Source organism: Mesorhizobium sp. M0174 (assembly GCF_040322275.1).
Classification (GTDB): Bacteria; Pseudomonadota; Alphaproteobacteria; order Rhizobiales; family Rhizobiaceae; genus Mesorhizobium.
Genome location: NZ_JAMYTB010000031.1, coordinates 19024 through 41696, shown reverse-complemented (window position 1 = coordinate 41696; position 22673 = coordinate 19024). Strand labels below are relative to the sequence as shown.

The window sequence follows — 22673 nt, the reverse complement described above, 5'->3', positions numbered from 1 at the left end:
GCCGGCTCGCAGATTGAGCTTCTTGCCACCAACCCGTCAGGCACATCGGCAATCAACCTCACCGGCAATGAGTTCGCCCAGAGCATCGGGGGCAACGCCGGCGCCAATGTCATTAATGGCGGCGGTGGCGCTGATACGATGGTCGGCTATGGCGGCAACGATACCTACTATGTGGACAATGCCGGCGACAGAGTTTACGAGGCGGTCGGCGGCGGTACCGACAGGGTGTTCGCTGCTGTGAGCCATGCGCTTTCGGCCAGTTCACAGATCGAGCTTCTCGCCACCACCAGCCCATCCGGTACGTCAGCAATCAACCTGACAGGCAACACCTTTGCCCAGACCATCCAAGGCAACGCCGGCGCGAACATCATCAATGGTGGCGGCGGTGCCGACGTCTTGACCGGTAACGGAGGCAATGATGCCTTCATGTTCAACAGCGCTCTTGGAGCCGGCAATGTCGACAGGATCACCGACTTCAACAAGCTTCAGGACAAGATCCAGCTCGACGACGCGGTTTTTGCCGGGCTTAAGCTGGGAGGCCTTTCATCCGATGCTTTCTTTGCGGGTGCGGCCGCACATGATAGCTCCGATCATATCATCTACAACAACTCAACCGGAGCACTCTCTTTCGACAGCGACGGGATCGGTGGCGCAGCTCAAATACAGTTCGCCACGCTCTCTCCAGGTCTGTCGCTTGCAGCAGGTTCGTTTCTTGTGATCTGAACGACCCGGAACGGCGGACCTTCTGCTCGAGCCGGTCCGCCGCTCCGTCTTTGTTCAAGCACCGGATTTTTCCAAAGCGGGTGCCCATTCGGGCTTATACTCAACCTTCGTCACCAGCGGGTTCGCTAGCAGGGTATCATTGAAGGGTGGCTTGAATCTGCCCGCCACCGAGTTTACTCGGCGCGGTTCGCGGCCCGCTTCCGTGTCTTGAACGGACTTAGTGCATCTCAGTGAAAGAGAAGCTCATCGCACCCTGCATGACGACGAAGCAAAACGGCTTCGCGAGTAATCCGGTGTGCACTTTCTCGTTTCTTTACTCTTATTCGATTCTTGTCGGCAACGCACGGTCAGATCCCATCTGAGCCCGGTATCGAGTATCAGATCCCTGGGCCGCTATCAGATCCGCTGCGCAATAGCGGCCATGGCTTCACAAACCGCCCCTTCGCAGATCACGATCGATAAATCGGGACTGCCAATTACTTGAGCGCGAGAGCAGGAACCAGGCACCGCGAACCCGGCAGTCATTCCGCAGTTGTCGCTCGCTTGTAAACGTGGGCCGAACCGCTTTGATGTCGCTTAAGTCTTCGTCATGGGCGAGTGCGGTAGGCGCTCCAACTGGGAACCGCCCCTATTCTCACCTTGAGCGGCTTCCTACATTGACTGATCTCGATCACGGAGATCTGCCGCCCGCTGAGCGCGCAGATGCCTACGAATTGTCCACAACTAATTGCTTGCGGCAGTGAGACCGCGGAGCGGCTTGGCTCTTGTGGTTAACGTCTGTCTGATTTTCATCTCGTAAGGTAAATTGATAAATCAAAAACAAACAAGAATGTAATTTCCCGTAATTTAAACGTCATAAGCTGCAAAGCCACAGCTATTTCAAAATAAAGTCGCGATTCCGCCGGGATTGTGACCTGAGAAAATCGATAAGTTTCTTGTGTACAGCCCGCTTTTATCAAAAAAAGCCACAATTAATGCAGCATTCCTACAAACGCTCAATGATTTTATCAACTAGTGTCTTTATGTGATTTGGCGCTAATATACACCCTCTAGTAGGTAGGCCTCGGGCGCTATCGAACGAGAAAAAGGATTACTGGATGGCAACTCTGCACTACACCTCGGGTGGTTCCGCCACCGAAATCGCAAACGCTGGCTTCAATCTGGCCGATGTTCAATATGCTAGCCAGGTCGACGCATTGCCGGATGGCATGAAGGGCCTAGTGTATCTGAATGAGCACGAGGGCGTAACCTCATCCTTCATCGAGAAAATGACCCCCTTCCTCGGCAATCCGAATGTGTTTGGGTTCTATCTTGTTGACGAGCCCGATCCCACCGGCAGGTGGGGCACCTACGCAACCGCTGAGAACCTGAAGGCGGAATCCGACTGGATCCATGAGCATTTTCCAGGCGCCAAGACCTTCATCACCATGATGAACATGGGGTCCCCGACCAATCCGGATTTTACGAACACCTACAATCCGGCCAACACGCATATCGACTATTTCGGAATAGACCCCTATCCGGTGCGCACGGGAACGGACACGGTCGATTACGACATGATCGATCGAGCCGTGGCTGCAGCGGTGAAGTCGGGCATCCCGGCTAACAACATCGTTCCGGTCTACCAGGCCTTTGGCGGCGGTAACTGGGAGACTTCCGATGGCGGAAGACATGTCATGCCCACCCCCGAACAGATGCAAACCATGATCGATCATTGGGCCGCATTGGTTCCGACGCCCGGCTTCGACTACACCTACAAATGGGGAACGCAGAACGGCGACACCGCGCTTGAAAGCTCCTCCGAATTGCAAGCCGTTTTCCGGGAGCACAACCTCGCTACCACCGGGGCCGAACCTTCCGACACCAGCGACGGCAGCGCTGCCGCGACACCCCCTTCCGATGCCGCCGCCAGCGATAGCAGTTCGACTGTGACTGCCCCATCCCATGACGCCACCGGCGACAGCACTTCGACTGCGACTGCCCCTTCCCATGACGCCACCGGCGATATCAGTTCGACTGCCACGGCCCCTTCCGACGCCACCGCCAGCGATAGCAGTTCGACTGCGACTGCCCCTTCCCATGACGCCACCGGCGATGGCAGTTCGACCGTAACTGCCGCTTCCGACGACGCCGGCAATACCAGTTCGACTGCCGCGGCCTCTTCCGAAGCCGCGACGGGCGATAGCAGTTCCACTGCAACTGTGCCTTCCGCTGCCACCGCTGCCGATAATAGCTCTACTGTGGCCGCCTCCGACTCCAAGACCAGCCATGGCACTTCTACTGCGACTGCTACCGCCGTCGCCCCTTCCGACGCCAGCACTAGCGATAGTAATTCTGCTGGAGCTGCGACTTCCCACCGCACGGCCAGTCACGGAAAAGCCACCAGTGATGCCTCCCATGCAAGTGCAAGCACCGACAAAATGGCGGGCCATAGCGGCAACGACACCTCCCATGTCGACACTGGCGGCAACAAGATGGAGGATTTGGGCAGCGGCGTTGACCGGGTGCTGGCTGTGTTGAGCCATGCTCTTTCTGCCGGCTCGGAGTTTCTCGCCCCCAACAATCACTCCGACAGAACCGCAACCAACCTGACCGGCCATGGGTTCGCCCAGACCGTCCAGAGCGGTGAAAATGTCGGGGCCCAGGCAAAGAACGGCGCCGCCGCCGAGATCATGTCGGGTCACGGAGGCAACGATGCCTTCGACTTCAGCAAGCTTCAGGACAAGCTCCACCTCGATCAAGCCGCTCTTACCGAGCTTAAGTCGAACGGGCTTTCATTGCATGCGTCTCCTGCTGGTACGGCCACGGATGATGGTTCCCACCACATCATCTTTGACAGCTCAACCGGGTCGCTCTCTCTCGACAGCGACGCGGCGGGCGGCGCAGCTCAAGCGCAGCTCGCCACCCATCTCCCGTTGCAGCATCACTCTTTGATCTGAAAACCAGAGCGGCGGACCTTCAACTCGAGCGTGTCCGCCGCTCCGTCCTTGTTCAATTGCGCCACGGAAGCTTGATCAAGGAAGATACGATATCGGCTGACATCAGACAGATCGGAGTTGGCCGGCATATCGCCAATGCGAATTTCGGCGCCGCCACACCCTAAGCGGTCTCGGCAATTTTCAGCACGGCGTCGATCTCGGCCATCACCGCTACCGGCAGCGGCCCTTTCTCCAGCGCACCGAGATTGTCTTCGACCTGCTCGGGCCGCGTGAACCCGGGAACCGGCAGGGCGATTGCCGACTTGGCGAGTATCCAGCCGAGTGCGCCTTGCGCAAGCGTGCGTCCGCCCGAGGTGAGCAGGTCGCGGATTGCCGAGAGCCTTGACAGATGGTGCGGGTTGGCGGCGCCATCCCTGAAAAATACCATCCATTCGGCATTGCCGCCGCGCACATCGTTGGTGGGCAGCCGCATGGCCGGCGTATATTTGCCGGTGAGCAGCCCCATTGCCAGCGGCAGCCGGCTGAACGAGACGAGGTTCTCGCGCGCCGCAACGGCCATCAGCCCGTTCGCCGGGGTAAACACATTGAAGTCGTTCTCTACGGCGACGAAGCCCTCGCGCGGCGCGTAGGCGGCAAGCCGTTCGCGGTGATCGGTGCTCCAGCCGAAGCCGCTGATCTTGCCCTCCTGGCGCAACAGGCCGAGCGTATCGAACACCTCGCCGGCGCGCTCGATCGGATACTCGTTGATATGTAGCAGCACGACGTCGATACAATCGCGCTGCAGGCGCTGCCGCGAATTGTCGATCGATGTCCGGATCGCTGCGGCAGAGGCATCCTCGGGAGCAATCTTGCGCGTTTCGGGATCGCCGAAATAGCCGACCTTGGTGACGATGACGGCTTCGTCCTTACCCTTCAACGCTCGCCCGAGGATCAGTTCGGCATTGCCGGCGCCATAGGCGGCCGCCGTGTCGAACACCCGCGCGCCGATCTCATAGGCCATCGCCAGCGCGGCTTGCGACCTGATGTCGTCGACCTCGCCATAGGTTGTCGCCGTGTCACGCCAACGCGCGGGGCCACCCGCCGCCCAGGTGCCGATGCCAATGCGCGGTACCGAGCGGCCATCCCAAAGCTCAATCATCTGCATGCCCGGTTCCTCAACGACGCACGCTGGCGTGACGGGCATGCTCGCGGATCTCTTCGCGAGAAATGCCAGCATCCGCAAGTGTGCTGTCTGGGGCCCGCCTCAAGCTCGCAAGCGTCTGGCGATAGGCAAGCCAGCGGGTGAAACGGTGTCGAAGTTCATCCAACATGATCGTCTCCTTTGGCGTGGAGAATGCCCGCGCGCTTGGGTTGGTCGAAAGCGCAAAGCATCGGCGCGAAGCGCATGCGCGATCGAAAAGATTGCGGTGGCTTCTTAGCCAGCCGAGGCGCTTGTCACTGTCCCGCCAAGCAAGATTGTCCAACGCGCCCAACGCCTGCATACTTGCGCATGATGCCCGCTTCGCGCTACAGCCACGGTCGCAAGGAGTTTTTCATTTCTGCAAAATGGATATCGGCTGGGACGATCTGAGGTTGTTTCTCGACGTTGCGCGGCTGGGTGGCTTGAGCGCAGCGACGGGAACCACGCGCCTCAGCGCAGCCACCCTTGGACGACGCGTCACCGCGCTGGAAAAGCAGATCGGCGAACCTCTGTTCGTGCGCCAGCAGACCGGCTACCGGCTGACCCCGGTCGGCGAAGAACTGCTGCGGCGCGCCGAAGACGTCGAGGCAGCAATGCAGTCGCTGACCCGCTGGCGCGAGGGAAACCTGCCCGACCGCATTGTCCGCGTCTCGGCCGGGCCATGGACGTCGGCCTTCGTTTCCGCCCATATCGGCGAGATCTGGACGGTCGATGACGGCATAAGGGTGGAGCTTGTCACCACGACCGAGCGGGTCGACATCGGCCACCGTGCCGCCGACATCGGCATCCGCAGCGAGCGTCCGACCGAGCAGTGGCTGGCCGGCCGTCAGAGCGGCAAAGTCGCTCACGCCATTTTATTCCGGACGTCACCTGATCAACGGCATCGCCGCTGGATTGTTCGTCGGCGTCACCGGCGAAGGCGCAAACGTTGCATCGGCGCGCTGGCTGCAAGCCCATCACGGCGACCGCATCGCCGTACGCGGCAACAACACCCATGCGGTGCGTGAACTGGTGGCCGCCGGCGCCGGCCTTTCGGTCTTTCCGTGCTTCGTCGCTGACAGCGATCCGCGGCTGGTTCGCGTCGCTCAGCCTATCCCCGAGCTCGAAACCGACCAATGGATCGTCACCCATCACGAGGAACGTCACTCGCCGCCGGTACGAAAAGTCGCCGAGCGGATTGCCGCCTTGATGCGGGCGCACCAGCCGCTGTTTCGCGGCGAGACGCCGATCCGGTAAGCCTCAGGCGTCGATCGGCCGCCAGTGGATCAAGAATCAGATATTTTGTGGGCCGGACGATGTGCCCGCCGTTGAGGACTCCGGAGTGAGGCGCGCTGCTCGTCGAGATCCTTGCCCTGGGCGAAAAGAGCGGTACCAATCAGTACCGGGCCGCCTATCCGGTCACTCGTCCTCCTGCCGGCTCATAGCCGTATGCTTCGCCCTTACGCACCACGCGGCCGATGCCCGGCCAGCCAAGGTGCGCGCCTGCGATCCACGTCCTCGCCTTGGCCGCGTCACTGACAACCTTTAGGCGGGTTGCGCGCGCCGTCGGCTGATCGTCGTCATAGCCCCAACTGAACGCGGGATTGCCGAACTGCAAGGCTGGCACATGAACGACGTCCCCGAAGAATAGGAAACGGTCCTCGTCGGTGTCGAACGCGTAGCCGGTATGACCGGCAGCATGACCCGGCAGGGCGACCGCCCTCAATCGCTCACCCACCTGGTCGCCATTCTGGACAGGCTTCAGCAGGGGCCGGAACTGCGCAAGGTGCGCGTAAGCGAAAAAGCTCCCAACAGCCGCCTCGGGAATTACGATCGCCGTCAAGTTTGGAAAGAGCACTCGGCCGTCGGGGGTCAAAAGTCCGTGCACATGATCCTCAGCAGTTCGCCTTCACGTATTCTTCCTGAAGTTTGAATCGAAGCAGTATATGATTTCGGAAGCAGCTCTGCATTTCCACAAACGACCCAAACCCGAGACGCGATGCAAGTCGGGACACGGTCGCGGGAGATACATGGCATCGGCGCGCGATTGCGGCGGCATTTTCGAAAGCCACGTAATCCGGCTCCGCAAATATCACCCGGGCGACAGCCTCCGACTTCTCCGGAAGTGTCAGTTCCCTTTTGGCAATCAGCGCTTTGAGCTCGTCAAGCGATGGCGCTCGGCGGTTGTCAACTGATACGCGCTGTCGACCGCATGTCCGTGAGGGATAAGATGAGCCCACAGACATAGTTCTCAACCTTTAACTATCTTCATGAAGATATCGAACTCGGCATCCACAATCGGAACCGTGTGCTCGTAACCGGGATATCTGCCTGAATCGACGTCTGCCTTGTAGTCCTTAAAGGCAGCGACGCGCTCGTCCTGAATCTTCTCCAGCTCAGGGCCAAGGTTTCGATAAACTTTTCCGTGTCGCGGCTGATGGTTCTTGCCGTAACCGCAAACGTCTTCTGTGAAGAGGTACTGCGCATCGGCATATTTGCCAGCGCCCATGCCTAGCATGACAAGCGAGGAGTTTTCGGTGAGGAATTTCGCGACGCGATCTGGGACGACTTCCAGCTCCGCGCCGAAGACTCCTATTTGCTCCAGCTTTTGGGTGTGCCGCCAAATGCGCACTGCTTCGTCCGCGGTCTTGCCGACTGCGCGCCAACCCGTCCAGGTGATATAAGACGGCACTAGGCCGATATGGCCAACGACAGGAATGTAGTTGTCGCATAACGTCTTCTGGATGTCGTATGACGCCGCACAATAAAAGGCGTCGCCGCCTGTGCCGGCAAAGTGGAACGCTGCACGCAGATAGTCCTCCGCTGTTGCGAGCGGGCGGCCCGCGAAACTCCCATAGCTGCCATATGGCAAACCGACTTGTACGAAACAATCGCCGGCTGCTTGGCGCATTTCCGGATCGAAATATCGACCTTCGATGGAGAGCATATGGATGCCGGCAGCGGCTGCGGCAGCCGCCTCATCCGGCGTGCTGACGAAGAGCATGGAGATTTTCTGTCCGCTCTTCTTCATCTTGCGGATGTCCTCGACATGAGGACGGTTGTGATACATGCCCATAATCAGCCTCCGCAGGGGATCAGGCCGTCAAACAGCGCCTTGGCGATGAATGGCCAATTCATTTCGGGGCGCCAAGTAATCGGGCGGTCGCGCCAGAGCATCTCGGCGCAGGCTGCAAGCTGGAACGGCTGGTCCATATGGCTCAGATCTCGATCATGACGCGGCCATTTTCGACCTTCGTCTTGTACGTCTTGAGATTCTCGCAAGCGGGCGGGGTCTCTACGTCGCCGGTCGTGAAGTCGAAGACGGATGCGTGTTTAGGGCACTCCACTGTATTCCCCATGACGAGGCCGTCAGCGAGATGAATACTCTCGTGCGTGCAAAGCCCGTCGGTGCAGAAATATTCGTCCCCGTCATTTCGAAAGATCGCAAAGGTGCGACCGCCATGATCGAAGCGCCTGGCTTCCTCGGCTTCGATGTCGGCGGCACAGGCGTCGATCCAAGGCATGGAATCTTCCTTCAGATGGCTTGCGGTTTGTAATCGGCGGGGGCGGACGGCATGACCCCCTGCAGCAGCGCCACGGACTTTTCGAGTCCCTCCAGAGAGTTCAGGAGGACGTCTTCATGCTCGATGGAAAGCCAGCCGTCATAGCCGGCCATCTTGAGGCGATAGCAGAATTGCCGCCACCACTCCTCCCCGTGGCCGAAGCCAAGCGTGATGTAGCTCCATGACCGGGCCGGAAGATCCATCAGGCTGCCATTCTCGAGCAGAGATGTCGTCGCCTGCACCGGTGCGTTGAGCATCGTGTCCTTGGCATGAACGTGATAAACGGCCTCGCCGAGCGCCTGGGCGGCCACAAGCGGATCGGCACCCATCCAGAACAGGTGGGAAGGGTCCAGATTGGTGCCGATGATCGGTCCGACCGCCTGCCGTAGTTTCAAAAGCGAGGGTACGTTGTAGACGCACTGGTTGCCATGGAGCTCCAGCGCAATGCGCTCGACGCCGTTCGCGTTCGCAAGCGCGACGATCTCGGTCCAGAACGGGATCAATTTCTCTTCCCACTGGTATTTCAGGATGGTCTGCGTTTCCGGAGGCCAGGACGAGACGATCCAGTTAGGTATCGTGTCGGTAGCATTGCCGGCCGGGAGCCCGCTCATGGTGCAGACGGTACGGATGCCAAGTTCGCCAGCGACACGGATTGTGTCTCTCAGCCCTTCGCCCTGGGCCGGGTCGGTTGGGTGGAGCGGATTGCCATTTGCGTTGAGGCAGATGATCTCAAGCCCACGCTCCTCGAATGCTCCAACGAAACGTTTCTGGCCTTCTTTGTTGCCCAGCATGGACGAAAGCCGAAAATGCGGTGCCGTGGACCAGCCACAGGTGTTTACCTCGACGCCGGAGACACCCATGCGCTTCGCATGATCCAGCATCGTTTCGAAGGGCAGGTTGCTGAGGCTGTCTGAAACGAAACCCAGCTTCACGCGTAAAACTCCGGCTTTGCGATCATTTGAACAGGTACGCGGCGGCCCTCATGCAGCGCCTTCACGCCCGCCTCGGCAACGATGGCGGCGCAATAACCGTCCCAGCAATTCGCTGCGGTTGCGGGGAACTCACCAGTCATGACGAAGCGTAGGAAGTCGCGGTTCTGCCGACGGTAGGCATCGGCATAGCGGGTCCGCCAGTCGGAGTCGTAGCTCGTGCTCTGTGTAAGCGCAGAATCGATGCGAGTGTAGGCGACGTTGTTCATCGCAACGGTGCCCCGCTCGCCGATCAGCTCGGCACGGACATCGTAACCATAGGCGGCATTGTTGTTGATCTCGATGTTGACGAGTTGGCCATCGACCGTCTCCAGCACCATGAAGACAGGCGCGACCCGGGCATCTGAGCGCTTCGGCTGGAAGGCCGAAATCGACGCATATTCCGTCGAGAGCACATAGCGCACGACATCGAACTCGTGGGGAGCCGAATTGGTGATAGCCATTGCGCCGGTGAAATCTGCAGCCGGCGTTTCGACATTCCGGTGAAAATTGTGCATCATCAGGGGCCGGCCAAGGCGGCCGTCTGCGAGCGCCCGCTTAATCTCTTCGTAGGAGCGATCGTAGCGCCGCATGAAACCAAGCTGGACGAATTTCGCGCCCGACTTCTGTTCTGCCTCCATCACCGCGATACAGTTAGCGGACGCTTGGGAGAGGGGCTTTTCGCACAACACACGCTTGCCGGCGGCAATACAAGCTTTCGACAGCGGCGCATGCGTGGCATCGGGACTCGCCACGATGATTGCGTCCACGTCCTTCCGCGCGGCAACGCCTTCTGGATCGGTGGAGACGTCGAGCGCACCAAAGGTGTCGGCAACAGTGCGGGCACGCGCCTCATCCATGTCGCACACCAGCTGAAGGCTTGCTCCGGGAAGGTCTTCCGCCACTATCCTGGCGTGGTCGGCGCCCATGACACCGGCACCGATCACCGCAATCCGTATTGTCATATTTCTTCTGCTTTGTTCGACGTGAAGAGGCTGGTGGCGCCAAGGGTCATCAGGGCCGGTCGAAGGCAGAGGTTTCCCGAGGAAAACGATCGGGCCGCCCGCCCATCCAGCTCGAGAGGCGGCGCATTTTCATTGTGATCATGCATGCAATTCATGTTCGATTTCCGCCTCGAGGTCAGCCATGGTTTCACCGCCGGCCATCAGATCGGTGATCTCCTCGCGGGTTTTCTCGCGCTTCCGGAAATCGGCGGCGATCGCACCGCGAATGAGGACGGCGAAATGGTCTCCCACCGCCATCGCGTGCATCACCTGGTGGGTGATGAAGACGACCGCGAGACCGCGCCGCTTGGCTTCATTGACGATGCGCAGCACGTGAGCTGCCTGCTTGACGCCGAGCGCTGCTGTCGGCTCATCGAGGATCAGAACGCGAGCGCCGAAATGCACGGCGCGGGCAATGGCCAAAGACTGGCGTTCCCCGCCTGACAGGCCACCAACAAGCCGGTCACCGTCGTCGATACGCGTGATGCCGAAATCCCGCACCGCTTTCACCGCGATCTCGTTGGCGCGCTTGCGGTCGTAGATCTTGAACGGACCCCAACCCTTTGTCGGCTCCAACCCAACGAAGAAGGAGCGGCCGATGCTCATTAAGGGGAACGTTCCGCCGAACTGGTGCACGGTGGCAATGCCCCGCTCCTGCGCAGCGCTCGGACGGTCGAAGCTGACCGCCTTTCCGTCCATCAGTATCTCGCCGCTGGTCGGCTTGTGGACGCCTGCCAACACCTTGATGAGAGTGGACTTTCCTGCGCCGTTGTCGCCGAGGAGACACAAGACCTCACCCCGGCGAATTTGCAGCGAGATGTTATGCAACACGTCGATCGGGCCGAAAGACTTGTTGACATTTTTCAGTTCGAGAATGGCAGGTTTTTCGCTCATAATTATCGCATCTTTCGTTCTTCCAAGCAGTCGCTGATCGCAACTGCAGCCGCATCGCTCAGTGCTGTATGGGTGCCCTCGGCACGCTTTGTTTTGAACCTCGCCGGTAAGACAGAGCCAGTTCCCGGAATGCCTGATTCATCAGCACCGCCGTCAAAAGCATCACGCCGATGATCAGGTTCGACCAGTTCCGGTCGATCTGGGTGAAGTAGATGCCCTGGCTGACAATGGCGAACGTGATGGTACCGACGAAGATGCCGATGACCGAGCCGAACCCTCCCGTGAGCAGCACGCCGCCGACCACCACGGACACGATCGCGTTGAAGATGAAGTTCATTCCGCCGGAAACCTGGGCCGAGTTGAACAGGATCGCCTGGCACATGCCAACGAATGTGGCGCTGACGGCGGACAGCACGAACAGTGCGATGGTCATGCGGCTTGTCGGAATGCCTGCATTGCGGGCGCTGACGCGATCGCCGCCCATTGCAAACAGCCAGTTGCCAAAGCGGGTCTTGTGCAGCACGAAGCCAATGATGACAGCGAACACCACCCACCAGACGATGATGACCTGGTGGCTTCCACCGATAAGCTGTCCGAACAGGAATTTGGCCCATTCGGGCGCGGTGACGGCAACGCTAGCGTTGCCAGTTAGCAACACGGACCCACTGAGCACCAAGCCCTGCATCGCAACCAGGGTGGCGAGCGTAATGATCAACGAAGGCACCGAGGTGCGGATCGTCAGCAAACCATTGACAAGGCCGACCGCCACACCGACCGCCAGGGCGCCGGCCATGCCCACCGCGATGGGCAGGTCATAGTAGCCGCTAAGGATGGCGGTGGTCATAGAGCCCGCGGGAATCAATGCGCCGATGGAGATGTCGAGTTCACCCGAGATCATCAGCAGACCGACCGGAATGGCGACAATGCCGAGATTGGCGGCGAAGTTCACCCAACTCGCCGCCCCAAGGAGTGTGCCCAGGTCCACGCCACCGAAAAATACGAAGAACAGCACCACCCCGATCAGGCTGAGGATCGAGCCTGCTTCCGGGCGGCGCAACAAGGATTTGATTGCCTCAGTCATGGCGGTCCCTCAAGCCTTCTTCGATGAGTAGCTGAGCGCCAGCTGCCGAAAGGTGTCGTTGGTGAGTACGGCGATCAGGAGAAGCGCGCCGATGATGACGCTTCCCATGTTGGGATCGATACTCGTGAAGTAGATGCCCTGGTTTACGATAGAGAAGGTGATCGTGCCGAACACGATACCTACGACAGAGCCAAATCCGCCGGTAAGCAGAACGCCTCCGATGACTACGCACATGATCGAATTGAAGATGAAGGACTGCCCAGCCAGAACCTGAGCGCTCTGGTAGACCATCACCTGGCTGACTCCGACGAACGCGGCGGAAAACCCCGAAAGCATGAATAGACCGATGGTAAGCCGCTTGGTGGGGATGCCCGCGTTGCGCGCGCTCTCCTTGTCGCCCCCGAGTGCATAGATCCAGTTGCCCACGGGCGAGATGTGGAGGAGCCAGAGAAGGGCGGCGATGTAGACGAGCCACCAGAGAATCGTCACTTGGAACATGCCCCCGAGATATTGGCCGAGAAGCATCTTCGTGAGTTCGTCGGGTACCAGCGAGACACCGGTGCTGCCGGCGATCATCACAGTAAGGCCCAGCGTCAGGCCCATTGTGCCGAACATCGTTCCTATTGTGATTATCAGGGACGGGATCGCGGTTCGCGTGACGAACACGCCGTTGATTAAGCCGATGGCGAGACCGAGCCCAAGGGCGGCCGTGATGCCGAGCCAATCAGGCAGGCCATAGTAGCCGGATATGATCGCGGCCGTTAGAGAGGCCGCGGGAATCACGGCGCCGACCGAAATGTCCAGCTCACCAGCGATCATCAGCAGCCCTATCGGCAGAGCGATGATGCCGATCTCGGAGGCGATGCTCAGCCAACTGGCCGTACCGGCTGCTGACAAAAAGCCACTGCCTCCGAATATGGCGAAGAACAAAAAGACTGCGACCATGCCCAGGAACGAGCCCGTCTCGGGCCGCCGTGCCAGACGACCTGGGGCCAGTCCAGAACGGCCGCGATTTGCCATCGGCGTTGGGGTGGATGTCACGGGATGTGCCGTCATGGGTAATCCGCGAGTTATCGAGCGCCAAAAATTGCGGTCGCTATGGAAGTAGAATGCACTGGCCGCCCGCCTCACACGGCGGGCGGCCGTAAGGACACCTAGCGCGCGCCGGCCTTCACGCCCGCAATGGTCAGCTCGACAGTGTTCTTGTCGATGATACCAGGACCGGTGAGGATCTCGCGCGTCGGCACAGTCAGCCCGTAGTTTACCTTGCCATTCAAGATTGAGACGGCGAGATAGCCTTGCCAGTAGCCCTGCTGGTCGATCGCGCAGGCCTGTTTTCCATCCTTGATGTTGTTCAGGATGGTCTCGTCAAAGTTGATGCCGCAGAGTTGAACCTGCCCGGCCTTGCCGGCCTGGGTAATACCGTTCATGGCCGAATTGGCGTCGACATTGCCGATGGTGAACACCGCGGTCACGGCTTGATGCTGCAGCAGATAGGCCTTCACCGCCTGCGCCACTGCTGTTGCCGAGCCGAAGGAGGTAGCTGGCAACGGCAACACATCGGCCTCGCCGCCGCCATTCTTCATCCCTTCCCTAAAGCCACCACAGTAGGCCTCGATATTGGCCGCACCCGGCAGTGTGTTGATGCAGACGCCTTTCTTGTTGCCGGCCTTAGCGAGATACTCGCCGCCGGCGACGCCACCTTTGTAATCGTCCGAGCCGACATAGTTCATAGCGCCGAGGCGATCAGCCGCCTGCAAACCGCCGGCATTGTAGATAACAAGCGGAATGCCAGCGTCCACAACCGCCTTGAACGCCGGATCCATGGCTTCCGGCACCCAGTCCGGACCGACAATGGCGTCGGCCTTCTGGTCGATGGCTTGGCGGATCAGTTCGGCCGCGTCCACACCCAGATTGTCGTAGTTCTGCGGCCCGAGCCAGGTGACTTTACCACCTTGAGCTTCGACCACCTTACCGGCGTCTTCGGCACCACGCTTGACGATTGACCAGAATGGATCGTCCGGCTTGCCGCCGATAACGAAGATGTCGGCGGCGAGCGTGCTGCTGGTGCTGTACGCAGCCAGCACTGCTGTGGACACAAGTATCTTGAAAAGCTTCATAGTCTTCCTCCCGGTTTACCCGCCCCGCGGGTTTGAAAAAAACATGGCTGATCCGCCCCCTCCTCTGGGCACACGAAACAGCGGCGGTTGATTACTCTGCCGGCATGTCAGAGGCCCTGCCGTCGGAGGCTTCCTGCTTGGCGCGGAGCTTTTCCTTCTTCTTGCGGAAGCGCGCCTTCATAGCCTGGTCAGCTTCTTTGCTACCGTCGTGCCAAGTGCCGAAAAGCTTATCGAGAGGGACCAGACCGTCACCGCCGTAGTTCACCTCGAAATACTTGTGGTGCAGGTAGTGGACGTAGGAATGGCTATCGAGCTTGACCTTGTCGGTGAGTTCGAAGGTTTCAAACCCAAGATGGCCATTCACCGCGCCGAAGCCGGCCCCATGCAGCGTGAAGTACGCGCAGACCGGGTTGGATGGGATCAGCAGGTGCAGCCAGGCCTCGGCATGGTAGAGGAACCCCTCGACCGGATGCATGGACAGCGACGACCACGGACTGGGGTTGATCGAGTTGTGGTGAACCGAATGAACCCATTTGTAGAGGGGCGGCCAGTGGATCGCGCGGTGCAGGAAGAAGAAGTACACTTCGTGCACAGCCGGAGCGATGATGACGAGGAACGACAGGTACAGCCAATGCGTCGTCCACGGCAGCCAGACGGCCCAGCTGTTCGCGTATGCCCATAGCATCACGATTTCGACCACGGTCCACAGCGGTATGGTGATGAAAAACGACCGGCTGAAATTGTCGATATTCTGGCTCTGAAACCAGAAGACGTCGGACGGCGCGTCGGAGGGGAATTTCGGATTATACTTGAAGCGCGTCTCTTGCTTGCGCTGGATGTAATAGCGCAGCTCAAAGAATCCGTAGAAGAGAAAAATGCCCCCCGCGTTCAGCCCGTAAAGCCAAAGGTAGTTGAGCAGCGAAAAGCTTGCCAGGCTGTCCCAGCTCGGGATGAGCAAGTTGACCCAGATGATTGCCGTGGCCATGTGGAACGCGTTCCAAGGCCAAAGAAACTCGGGAATCCAGGCTAGTACCTTTTTGGCGTTGAACGGGCGATGCCAGATCGGCACCGGCTCGGCGCGGCGGTGCGGGACCCAGTTTCCGCGTTTGTCGCGCATTCCATACTGAAGGTCATCCATCTTAACAGCCTCCCGACCGACCATCCAATCGGCCTTGAACCAGTTCGGGCTCTAGTGCGGAGGCGATTCATATCGGAGGCTTGATATCATCGGAATACAAAAATAGTATGGAGATCGCATTCGTATCATTTAGGGGCAATCATGATGATACAGCATTGGGAGGATTAATGAGGCGGCCTACGATTCGCGACCTCGCTCAAGCCGCCGGCGTATCCGTAGCGACCGTGAACAGAATCCTCAGCGGCACTGTCTCGGTTCGCCCAAAGACTGTTCAACGCGTACAAAGAGCAGCCGAAGAAATCGGCTTCTATGGGATCGGAGCGATCGACGACCGTGCCAAGAAAATATCGCCGCATCATCGATTGGGTTTCCTGTTGCAGCAATCGACCCGTGAACTCTACCAACTGTTCGGGAAGAAAATCATCGCAGCCTGTCGCGATCGTCGCGATGAGGTGGTCGAGGCCATCGTCGAGTTTGTGGATCTACTGACGCCGGAGACTATCTCTAGCCGCCTTATCGCGCTCGGCAACACCTGCGACGCAGTCGCGGTGATCGCACCAGATCACCCTATCATAGGACAGGCCATCCGTTCACTGAAGGAAATTGGGAAGCCCGTTGTTGCTTACATTACCGACCAATCCGCGCCGGAAAGAGCGGCCTACGTGGGCACAGACAACTGGAAGCTGGGGCGTACGGCGGCATTCTTGATTGCGCAAACCACCCAAGGTCCGGGTCGCATTGCGGTTTTCATAGGAAATCACCGATATCAATGCCAAGACGTTTCAGATGCCAGCTTCCGTTCGTATTTGCGCGAACACGCTCCGCGGCTCACAGTGGAAGAAAGTCGCCCTACTCATGAGGAATCGAGCGAGGCTTACCGTATGGTGGCCGAACTCCTGAAGACGACTGATGATCTCGTAGGAATTCTGATCGTGGGCGGCGGAATAACTGGAGTGCTCCGTGCGCTTCGAGAGATCCCTGCCGAAAGGCGGGCGGGCATCAAGCTGGTTTGCCGTGACATTGGCCCCGATACGCGAAAAGGCTTGTCCGAGGGAATGATCACTGCAGCTCTTTGTCATCCACTCGAGGCGACCTCGGCTCTCCTTGTGCAGACGATGATTGACGTGATTGGACCGCAAGCACCGGTCGCGACCCTTCAGCGGTCTATACCTTTTGAAATAGTCACGCCGGAAAACATCTGACGCTTTTATCTCGGCGATGATTCAAGCGGTGCTTTGCGGATCGGGCTAGTCCGGCCAAGGCTGCCGATCGCTGGTTCCGAACCTCGTCGAGACTGCATGAACAATTTAAAGGCACCATTCATTATTGGTAGGACGGTCACTGTCGCGCACTGTTGGAGGACGTCCTCGAACTATTGATTTTATTGGCTTTTTCGTGGGCCTAAATCAGAGAGTTTCCCGTATTGTCTCGTATCGTTCCGCCCCCACCGGACGCTTTGAAATTGGCCACACCAAATGCCTGCTTCGCATCATCCACGAAGAGCTGCGCGCCATCTCCGGCGCCGAGCAATCCCGGCTGCAGCGCTTTGAACAACCAACGCTGTGGCCATCGATACAGCCCTTTGCGTGAGCCCTTCAGGAGTTGGCCAACCGCCAGCCGTCGGTGGTTCCTGGCCGACCTCAATGAATTGTACTCCTTTCGTATAAATCAGAAATCTTCGCGCATCGTTCCGTATGGTTCCGCGACCCCGGCGCCACTATTCCGCAGGTGCCGTCTGGCTTGGTTTCCCGAAAATACGCTTTTAGGAAAGTCCTGGAGCCGGATGACCGATCTTGCGACGCAGTTCCGAACCGATCCCTCGATGACGGGCTACCGGACATGGCCCGTCAAAGGTCTGTCGCTTACCAAGGAGCATCGGGACGGCAGCGACCGGTCTTGACCGGTCGGCGAGGATGACGAGCGTCCTTGTCGGCGAAAGATCCGCCCGCCTTTTCACGCCCTTAGCCACGTGATTGGATACGACGTATCTGTATATCAATTTCGTTGCTAGGGTCCTTCATGAACGAGCAAGATCGACGTTTTACGCGCGAGCGCATGACAATCCTCGGCGATGTCAAAGCGGCATCCTTTCTTCCATGGATCGAGCGTCATGCCGCCAAGCTCGGCCTCGCGCCGGCAATATTCGTTGCCGGTGCCGACCGGATCGAACTCGACGTTGCCGGTCCCGCGGAACTGGTCGATATGATGGAGATGGGGTGCTCTCTTGGACCAATCGATGTCTGGGTCGAGGCCATTCGTCGGACGCCGATAGAGAACGAATCAGGCTAGGTTGGGACCAGGGCCTCTGCCTCTTTTTTGGGCATTGTTGCCAGTGCGAAAATATTGTGCAAACGTGATCGGGCTGATCGTCATGTCTTGACCGCGAATCTGCATTTGGGAAGATGGGTCGATGTCTTTCGAAGGTTGATGCATGCTGCCCTATCCGTCCGGCCCATGGATGCCAGTTGCCCTCTCCGCGGACTTGCCAGCGGGAACCGTAATGCCGGCGCAAACCCCGGTCGGACCGATTGCCCTTTGGCGAAGCCGGTCCGGCCGCGCGGCGGCCTTCGCGGACAGATGCCCTCATCGCGGCATGCGCCTTTCCCGTGGTTTCGTGCGCGGTGAGGCCCTGTCCTGCATCTATCACGGTTGGAGCTATGCCCAGGCCGGAAACTGCTTGCGCATTCCGGCCCATCCGGGCCTGACGCCGCCGGAAACGATTGGTGTCGCAACACAGCCCGTCGAGGACAGCGGCGGAATCATATGGATTTCCGTAGGCGAACCCACCGCTCGGCCGCCGCGGTTCGACGGCCTGGCCCCTCTTCGCTCCATGATAGTAGAGGCGGGCATTGCCGCGCTGGAGGCGGCCGCCGGTACGAAGGCCGACGGAGGCCTGCTCGACTACGCGCAAAATGCCCAGACCCTACGGCTGCTGCTCACCCCCCAGGGGAAAGCGCGGACGCTGATGCATGTTCTGGTCGACGAAGGCACTGGTCCGGCCAAGCGTATCGCTGCGTCGAGGGCAGCCGAGACGCTACGGCGGACGGCCGAGGATATTCTGCGCAGTGGCGTCGCCCAATGACCCGCAACGCGATGATCGACCAATGGTATCCGGTCGGCCTTGCCGGCCGGCTTGACACGCATGAGCGCCAGACGGCGCTCATGGGCGAGCCGATCGGGGTGAGGCTCGGCGCAGACGGAAACGCGAAGGTTACGGGCAGCAACGGACGTGCCCTGCCGGTCTGCATCCGCTACGGCCATGTCTGGTCGTCGCTCGGCGACCCGCAAAAGGCGCTCTTTGCCATCCCCGAGGCTGATCAGCCCGGCCGCCGGCTCGTCGATGTCGGGGTTGTGCGCGTGCGCTGCTCGCCGCTGCGCGCGGTGGAGAACTTCCTGGACATTGCGCATTTCCCCTTCGTGCATACGGACATATTGGGGGCCGAACCGCACACGGAAGTCCCGAACTACAAGGTCGAGATACGGGAGGACGAAGACGAGGTTTGGGCGACCCAGGTGAAGTTCTACCAGCCGCAGGCCGCCAAGTCGGCGGAAGGCGGCATAACCACCGAATACATGTATCGCGTGCCTGCGCCGACCTGCTCGATCCTCTACAAGACCTGCCCGCCGCGCCCGGGTGAATGGGACGTCATCACGCTTTTCGTGCAGCCGCTTGCCGAAGACCTGTGCGACGTCTGGCCGTGGATGGCGTTGTTCGACGACGAAACATCGATGGCAGACCTGATCCATTTCCAGCAGACGATCTTCCTTCAGGACCGGTCGATTCTCGAAAACCAGATCCCGAGGCTGCTGCCGCTCGATCCGGGCATGGAGATCCCCACAAGGGCGGACCTGACATCGGTTGCCTACCGGCGCTGGCTGAAACGCCACGGCTACACCTACGGCGCGCAACTGGTGGCGCAATGAAGCTCTACGACTACGTGCTGTCCCCGAGTTGCTACAAGGCGCGCCTGATGGCGGCGCTGACCGGGGTGAAGCTTGACATCCGCCCCGTCGATTTCCATCCCGGCGCCGAGCATCGCGGTCCCGAACTCATGGCGCTCAATCCGGCGGGTTCGATCCCGATCCTGGAGGATGGCGACCTCGTCCTGACCGAATCCTCGGCCATGCTGGTCTATCTTGCCGCGAAGGCCGCACCGCAATGGCTGGGCAACGATACTGCTCTGCAGGCGGCACGCGTCCAGCAATGGCTTTCCTTCTCGCATCGGCTGACCGGCAGCCTGGGGGCGGCGCGCTTGCACGAGATGCTGCTGCGTCCGGGCGATATCGCCACCCTTCATGGGCAGGGGATAGCGGCCCTGCGGGAGCTGGAAGCCGGCCTCGTCGAACAGCATATCCGCGGCCAGCGCTTCCTCGCGTCGGACAGGCCGACGATCGCGGACGTCGCCTGCTTTCCTTATGTGGCGCTGGCGCCGGACGGCGGCGTTTCGCTCGACCCCTATCCCGCGATCCGGCTCTGGTCGCGGGCGATCCGCAGTCTCGAGGGCTTCATCGAGATGCCCGGTATCCACCGGCTGCACGAACTGAAGCCCGAGCCCGTCCTCGAAGCCGGCGAGGCGTGACTTGGCGGGCCACTTGCTGAAGAACTGCGCAGCGGTCATCGTGGACGAGGGCAACGGTCCGGACATCCGGCGCAATGTCGATGTCTTGACCGACGGCCCGGCGATACGGGCCATCGGCGAAGGCCTCGACAAGGGAGAGTTGCCCGTCGGGACCGTCACGCAGGACGCCGCCGGCTGGTTCGTCTATCCCGGCCTCGTCAACACCCATCATCACTTCTTTCAATGCTTCGTGCGCAACCGCGCCGATCTGGACTGGACGAAGTTGTCGGTCATCGAATGGCTCGACCGCATCTATCCCATTTTCTCGCGGCTGACCGAGGAATGCTTCTACCACGCTTCGGTCACGGCGATGGCCGAGCTGATAAAGCACGGTTGCACGACCGCATTCGACCATCAGTATTGCTTTCCGTGGAAGGCCGGCAAGCGGCTGGTCGACCGGCAGTTCGAAGCAGCCGAACTCCTCGGTATGCGCTTCCATGCCGGACGCGGCGGCAACACGCTACCGAAATCGAAAGGCTCGACCATCCCCGATGCCATGCTGGAGACGACGGACGAGTTCATCGCCGATTGCGCCCGGCTGATCGACGCCTATCATGATGCCGGTCCTTTCAGCATGCGCCAGGTGGCCGTCGCGCCCTGCCAGCCAGTCAACTGCTATCGCGAGACCTTCGTGGAATCGGTGGCGCTAGCGCGTGATCGCGGGGTGCGTATGCATACCCATGTCGGCGAGGGCGAAAGCCCGGTCATCGAGGACCGTCACGGCATGCGGACGGTGGATTACTGCGCGGAGATCGGCTTCTGCGGGCCGGATGCCTTCTATGCCCATTGCTGGGAGCTAACCCACGACGAGCTGCGCAAGATGGCCTCAAGCGGCACCGGCGTTTCGCATTGCCCTGAGCCGGTCTATCTCGTCGGCGCCGAAATCACCGATATCCCGGCGATGTCGGCCTTCGGCCTCAGCATAGGACTAGGTTGCGACGGTGCAGCCTCGAACGACAATTCCAACCTGATGCACTGCATCCATTCCGCCTACATGCTGCAATGTCTGTCGGCATCGACACGCGACCATCCCGTTCCGCCGCCGGCCGATTTTCTCGGTTATGCGACGACCGGGGGCGCGGCGCTGCTCGGGCGCGGCGACATCGGCAGGCTGACGCCTGGCATGGCTGCCGACCTTTTCGCCATCGACACGCGGCGCATGGACTATGTCGGCACGCGGCACGATCCGCTGAGCCTGCTTGCCAAGGTGGGCATCGGGATGCCGACCGACATGACCATGATCAACGGCCGCATCGTCTGGGCCAAGGGCGAGTTCCCGGGGCTCGACGAGGCGCAGCTGTTCGCTGAAGCCGAGGCGGCGCTCGCGACCGTGGAATTCTAGAAACCGAAAACAAGGGGAACCTACATGCTGACAAATCTTACCCGCAGAACATTGATGAAGGGCGCGGCCGCCTCCGGCCTCGTCGCAGCGGTGGGTGGCCGCGCGCTTGCTGCCGACGAACCTCTGGGCATCGTGCTCGTGGTCCCGTCGCCGGTCGGCGATGTCGGCTGGGGCCGTGCGCTCGCCGACGGGCTCGAGCCGGTGAAGGCAGCCTACGGCGACAAGGTGAAGGTCACCATCATCGAGAATATACAGGAAGGACCGGATGCCGACCGCATCATGAACAAGGTGGTCGCCGACGGGAACAAGTTCCTGATCGCCGGCTCCTTCGGCTACCAGAACGGTGCCCTGCAGATCGCGCGCCGTAACCCCGACGTCACCGTGCTGCATGCTTCCGGTTTCCAGGTAGCGCCGAACTTCTCGCCCTTCGCGGCCCAATATTTCCAGGGTACCTACCTGATGGGCATGGCGGCCGCCGCGCTGTCAAAGACCGGCAAGCTCGGCTCGGTCTCCGCCTTCGCCATTCCCGAACTGATCACCTCCATCAATGCCTTCACGCTGGGCGCGCAAGCAGTGAAACCCGATGTCGAGGTTTCGGTCGTATGGGTGAACTCCTGGTTCGATCCGGCCAAGGAGCAGGAAGCCGCCAAGGCGCTGCTGGCGCAGAAATGCGACGTAATCTTCTCCAACGCGCAGGACACGCCCTCCGTCGTGTCGGCCTGCGAGGAGGCCGGCGTCCCTGCCTTCAACCTCAATTCGTCGATGAAGAAATATGCGCCTAAAGCCTATCTAGGCTGCGTGGCGACCGATTGGTCACCCTTCTTCAAAGCCTCGGTCGACGCCCACCTCGCCGGTAAGTTCAAGGGCGTCAACGCTTTCCTAGGTGTCGGCGACAAGGTTGTAGAGGTCGTTGACTGGAACCCGGGTATCCCGGCCGACATGATGAACAGGATCAAAGAGGTTGAAGCCAAGATCGCCGGCGGCAGCTTCTCGCCCTTTGCCGGTCCGTTCGCCAAGGCCGACGGCAGCGAGGGAGTCCCCGCCGGCAAAACGATGACCGATGCCGAGATCGTCGCAATGGACTGGCACGTCAAGGGTGTCACCACGCCGCTGCCCAAGTAAC

Annotated in this window: 23 protein-coding genes and 1 pseudogene; 11 read left to right on the top strand and 13 right to left on the bottom strand. The window is 60.1% G+C overall.

All coding sequences use genetic code 11. The features are described from left to right. Together NKJ13_RS29520 and NKJ13_RS29515 are read left to right on the top strand one after the other, a co-directional pair. Positions 1-723: pseudogene (locus NKJ13_RS29520) on the top strand (calcium-binding protein); the annotation flags it as partial. A 1097-nt stretch (positions 724-1820) separates the two neighbouring features. Next, entirely contained in the window at positions 1821-3662 is a 1842-nt protein-coding gene (locus NKJ13_RS29515) for a calcium-binding protein (RefSeq protein WP_352779203.1), read from the top strand. Between the two features lie 160 nt (positions 3663-3822). Here the strand turns inward: NKJ13_RS29515 and NKJ13_RS29510 are convergent, their stop codons facing one another. Together NKJ13_RS29510 and NKJ13_RS29505 are read right to left on the bottom strand one after the other, a co-directional pair. Continuing rightward, entirely contained in the window at positions 3823-4806 is a 984-nt protein-coding gene (locus tag NKJ13_RS29510; protein WP_352704716.1) for an aldo/keto reductase, read from the bottom strand. Positions 4807-4816: 10 nt separating this feature from the next. Then, a complete protein-coding gene (locus NKJ13_RS29505) occupies positions 4817-4972 on the bottom strand; it encodes a YjiS-like domain-containing protein (protein ID WP_352740934.1) in 156 nt (51 codons plus the stop codon). On the opposite strand from NKJ13_RS29505, the gene NKJ13_RS29500 reads away from it, so the two are divergent. Continuing rightward, positions 4971-5849 carry a LysR family transcriptional regulator gene (locus NKJ13_RS29500; RefSeq protein ID WP_352779200.1) on the top strand — a complete coding sequence of 293 codons (879 nt, stop codon included), beginning with the start codon at positions 4971-4973 and terminating at the stop codon, positions 5847-5849. The genes NKJ13_RS29505 and NKJ13_RS29500 overlap by 2 nt on opposite strands. Further along, a complete protein-coding gene (locus NKJ13_RS29495; RefSeq protein ID WP_352779198.1) occupies positions 5737-6078 on the top strand; it encodes a LysR substrate-binding domain-containing protein in 342 nt (113 codons plus the stop codon). The genes NKJ13_RS29500 and NKJ13_RS29495 overlap by 113 nt, the downstream gene beginning before the upstream one ends. 154 nt (positions 6079-6232) lie before the next feature. On the opposite strand, the gene NKJ13_RS29490 is transcribed toward NKJ13_RS29495, so the two are convergent. The 11 genes from NKJ13_RS29490 to NKJ13_RS29440 all read right to left on the bottom strand — a co-directional run bounded on the left by NKJ13_RS29490 (position 6233) and on the right by NKJ13_RS29440 (position 15589). Then, positions 6233-6664, bottom strand: coding sequence for an MBL fold metallo-hydrolase (locus NKJ13_RS29490; RefSeq protein WP_352779195.1), 432 nt, complete (start codon positions 6662-6664; stop codon positions 6233-6235). Between the two features lie 52 nt (positions 6665-6716). Beyond that, positions 6717-7067, bottom strand: coding sequence for a MurR/RpiR family transcriptional regulator (locus NKJ13_RS29485; RefSeq protein WP_352704708.1), 351 nt, complete (start codon positions 7065-7067; stop codon positions 6717-6719). Between the two features lie 5 nt (positions 7068-7072). Then, positions 7073-7897: a 3-methyl-2-oxobutanoate hydroxymethyltransferase gene (locus NKJ13_RS29480; RefSeq protein ID WP_352704706.1), complete on the bottom strand. Its 825-nt coding sequence runs from the start codon at positions 7895-7897 to the stop codon at positions 7073-7075. Positions 7898-8039: 142 nt separating this feature from the next. Further along, a complete protein-coding gene (locus tag NKJ13_RS29475; protein ID WP_352704704.1) occupies positions 8040-8345 on the bottom strand; it encodes a MocE family 2Fe-2S type ferredoxin in 306 nt (101 codons plus the stop codon). An 11-nt stretch (positions 8346-8356) separates the two neighbouring features. Continuing rightward, the gene (locus NKJ13_RS29470; protein WP_352704702.1) at positions 8357-9316 is read right to left on the bottom strand and encodes a sugar phosphate isomerase/epimerase family protein; all 960 of its coding nucleotides are present in this window, start codon (positions 9314-9316) and stop codon (positions 8357-8359) included. Further along, entirely contained in the window at positions 9313-10317 is a 1005-nt protein-coding gene (locus tag NKJ13_RS29465) for a Gfo/Idh/MocA family oxidoreductase (protein WP_352740930.1), read from the bottom strand. The genes NKJ13_RS29470 and NKJ13_RS29465 overlap by 4 nt, the downstream gene beginning before the upstream one ends. 138 nt (positions 10318-10455) lie before the next feature. Next, the gene (locus NKJ13_RS29460) at positions 10456-11250 is read right to left on the bottom strand and encodes an ATP-binding cassette domain-containing protein (protein ID WP_287219718.1); all 795 of its coding nucleotides are present in this window, start codon (positions 11248-11250) and stop codon (positions 10456-10458) included. Positions 11251-11308: 58 nt separating this feature from the next. Further along, complete coding sequence (locus NKJ13_RS29455) at positions 11309-12331, bottom strand: ABC transporter permease (RefSeq protein WP_352704698.1); 1023 nt, start codon at positions 12329-12331, stop codon at positions 11309-11311. A gap of 9 nt (positions 12332-12340) precedes the next feature. Beyond that, the gene (locus NKJ13_RS29450; RefSeq protein ID WP_352704849.1) at positions 12341-13351 is read right to left on the bottom strand and encodes an ABC transporter permease; all 1011 of its coding nucleotides are present in this window, start codon (positions 13349-13351) and stop codon (positions 12341-12343) included. 134 nt (positions 13352-13485) lie between these two features. Next, complete coding sequence (locus NKJ13_RS29445) at positions 13486-14451, bottom strand: sugar ABC transporter substrate-binding protein (RefSeq protein ID WP_352509023.1); 966 nt, start codon at positions 14449-14451, stop codon at positions 13486-13488. A gap of 91 nt (positions 14452-14542) precedes the next feature. Then, positions 14543-15589, bottom strand: a complete 1047-nt coding sequence (locus NKJ13_RS29440; protein WP_352740937.1) for a sterol desaturase family protein — start codon at positions 15587-15589, stop codon at positions 14543-14545. A gap of 167 nt (positions 15590-15756) precedes the next feature. Here NKJ13_RS29440 and NKJ13_RS29435 point away from each other — a divergent pair, with 167 nt between their 5' ends. The 7 genes from NKJ13_RS29435 (at position 15757) to NKJ13_RS29405 (ending at position 22672) form a co-directional block, all read left to right on the top strand. After that, complete coding sequence (locus tag NKJ13_RS29435; protein WP_352704847.1) at positions 15757-16791, top strand: LacI family DNA-binding transcriptional regulator; 1035 nt, start codon at positions 15757-15759, stop codon at positions 16789-16791. A gap of 817 nt (positions 16792-17608) precedes the next feature. Beyond that, positions 17609-17878: an acylphosphatase gene (locus tag NKJ13_RS29430; RefSeq protein WP_254819364.1), complete on the top strand. Its 270-nt coding sequence runs from the start codon at positions 17609-17611 to the stop codon at positions 17876-17878. Positions 17879-18020: 142 nt separating this feature from the next. Further along, positions 18021-18671 carry an aromatic ring-hydroxylating oxygenase subunit alpha gene (locus tag NKJ13_RS29425; protein ID WP_352704696.1) on the top strand — a complete coding sequence of 217 codons (651 nt, stop codon included), beginning with the start codon at positions 18021-18023 and terminating at the stop codon, positions 18669-18671. After that, positions 18668-19513 carry an aromatic ring-hydroxylating dioxygenase subunit alpha gene (locus NKJ13_RS29420; RefSeq protein WP_352704694.1) on the top strand — a complete coding sequence of 282 codons (846 nt, stop codon included), beginning with the start codon at positions 18668-18670 and terminating at the stop codon, positions 19511-19513. Before NKJ13_RS29425 ends, NKJ13_RS29420 begins: the two co-directional genes overlap by 4 nt. Next, on the top strand, positions 19510-20169 hold the full coding sequence (locus NKJ13_RS29415) for a glutathione S-transferase family protein (RefSeq protein ID WP_254819361.1): 660 nt from the start codon (positions 19510-19512) through the stop codon (positions 20167-20169). Before NKJ13_RS29420 ends, NKJ13_RS29415 begins: the two co-directional genes overlap by 4 nt. Position 20170: 1 nt before the next feature. Then, positions 20171-21550, top strand: a complete 1380-nt coding sequence (locus tag NKJ13_RS29410; RefSeq protein ID WP_352704690.1) for an amidohydrolase — start codon at positions 20171-20173, stop codon at positions 21548-21550. Between the two features lie 27 nt (positions 21551-21577). Beyond that, the gene (locus NKJ13_RS29405) at positions 21578-22672 is read left to right on the top strand and encodes a BMP family ABC transporter substrate-binding protein (protein ID WP_352704845.1); all 1095 of its coding nucleotides are present in this window, start codon (positions 21578-21580) and stop codon (positions 22670-22672) included. The last annotated feature ends 1 nt before the right edge of the window (position 22673 follow it).

What these genes read in the sequence shown, in the direction of transcription:
- NKJ13_RS29415 (WP_254819361.1), top strand. Translation starts at nt 19,510, where the DNA reads ATGAAGCTCTACGACTACGTGCTGTCCCCGAGTTGCTACAAGGCGCGC.
- NKJ13_RS29425 (WP_352704696.1), top strand. Translation starts at nt 18,021, where the DNA reads ATGCTGCCCTATCCGTCCGGCCCATGGATGCCAGTTGCCCTCTCCGCG.
- NKJ13_RS29445 (WP_352509023.1), bottom strand. Translation starts at nt 14,451, where the DNA reads ATGAAGCTTTTCAAGATACTTGTGTCCACAGCAGTGCTGGCTGCGTAC.
- NKJ13_RS29475 (WP_352704704.1), bottom strand. Translation starts at nt 8,345, where the DNA reads ATGCCTTGGATCGACGCCTGTGCCGCCGACATCGAAGCCGAGGAAGCC.
- NKJ13_RS29440 (WP_352740937.1), bottom strand. Translation starts at nt 15,589, where the DNA reads ATGGATGACCTTCAGTATGGAATGCGCGACAAACGCGGAAACTGGGTC.
- NKJ13_RS29430 (WP_254819364.1), top strand. Translation starts at nt 17,609, where the DNA reads ATGAACGAGCAAGATCGACGTTTTACGCGCGAGCGCATGACAATCCTC.
- NKJ13_RS29460 (WP_287219718.1), bottom strand. Translation starts at nt 11,250, where the DNA reads ATGAGCGAAAAACCTGCCATTCTCGAACTGAAAAATGTCAACAAGTCT.
- NKJ13_RS29450 (WP_352704849.1), bottom strand. Translation starts at nt 13,351, where the DNA reads ATGGCAAATCGCGGCCGTTCTGGACTGGCCCCAGGTCGTCTGGCACGG.
- NKJ13_RS29515 (WP_352779203.1), top strand. Translation starts at nt 1,821, where the DNA reads ATGGCAACTCTGCACTACACCTCGGGTGGTTCCGCCACCGAAATCGCA.
- NKJ13_RS29455 (WP_352704698.1), bottom strand. Translation starts at nt 12,331, where the DNA reads ATGACTGAGGCAATCAAATCCTTGTTGCGCCGCCCGGAAGCAGGCTCG.
- NKJ13_RS29510 (WP_352704716.1), bottom strand. Translation starts at nt 4,806, where the DNA reads ATGCAGATGATTGAGCTTTGGGATGGCCGCTCGGTACCGCGCATTGGC.
- NKJ13_RS29485 (WP_352704708.1), bottom strand. Translation starts at nt 7,067, where the DNA reads ATGTCTGTGGGCTCATCTTATCCCTCACGGACATGCGGTCGACAGCGC.
- NKJ13_RS29420 (WP_352704694.1), top strand. Translation starts at nt 18,668, where the DNA reads ATGACCCGCAACGCGATGATCGACCAATGGTATCCGGTCGGCCTTGCC.
- NKJ13_RS29505 (WP_352740934.1), bottom strand. Translation starts at nt 4,972, where the DNA reads ATGTTGGATGAACTTCGACACCGTTTCACCCGCTGGCTTGCCTATCGC.
- NKJ13_RS29435 (WP_352704847.1), top strand. Translation starts at nt 15,757, where the DNA reads ATGAGGCGGCCTACGATTCGCGACCTCGCTCAAGCCGCCGGCGTATCC.
- NKJ13_RS29500 (WP_352779200.1), top strand. Translation starts at nt 4,971, where the DNA reads ATGATCGTCTCCTTTGGCGTGGAGAATGCCCGCGCGCTTGGGTTGGTC.
- NKJ13_RS29480 (WP_352704706.1), bottom strand. Translation starts at nt 7,897, where the DNA reads ATGGGCATGTATCACAACCGTCCTCATGTCGAGGACATCCGCAAGATG.
- NKJ13_RS29465 (WP_352740930.1), bottom strand. Translation starts at nt 10,317, where the DNA reads ATGACAATACGGATTGCGGTGATCGGTGCCGGTGTCATGGGCGCCGAC.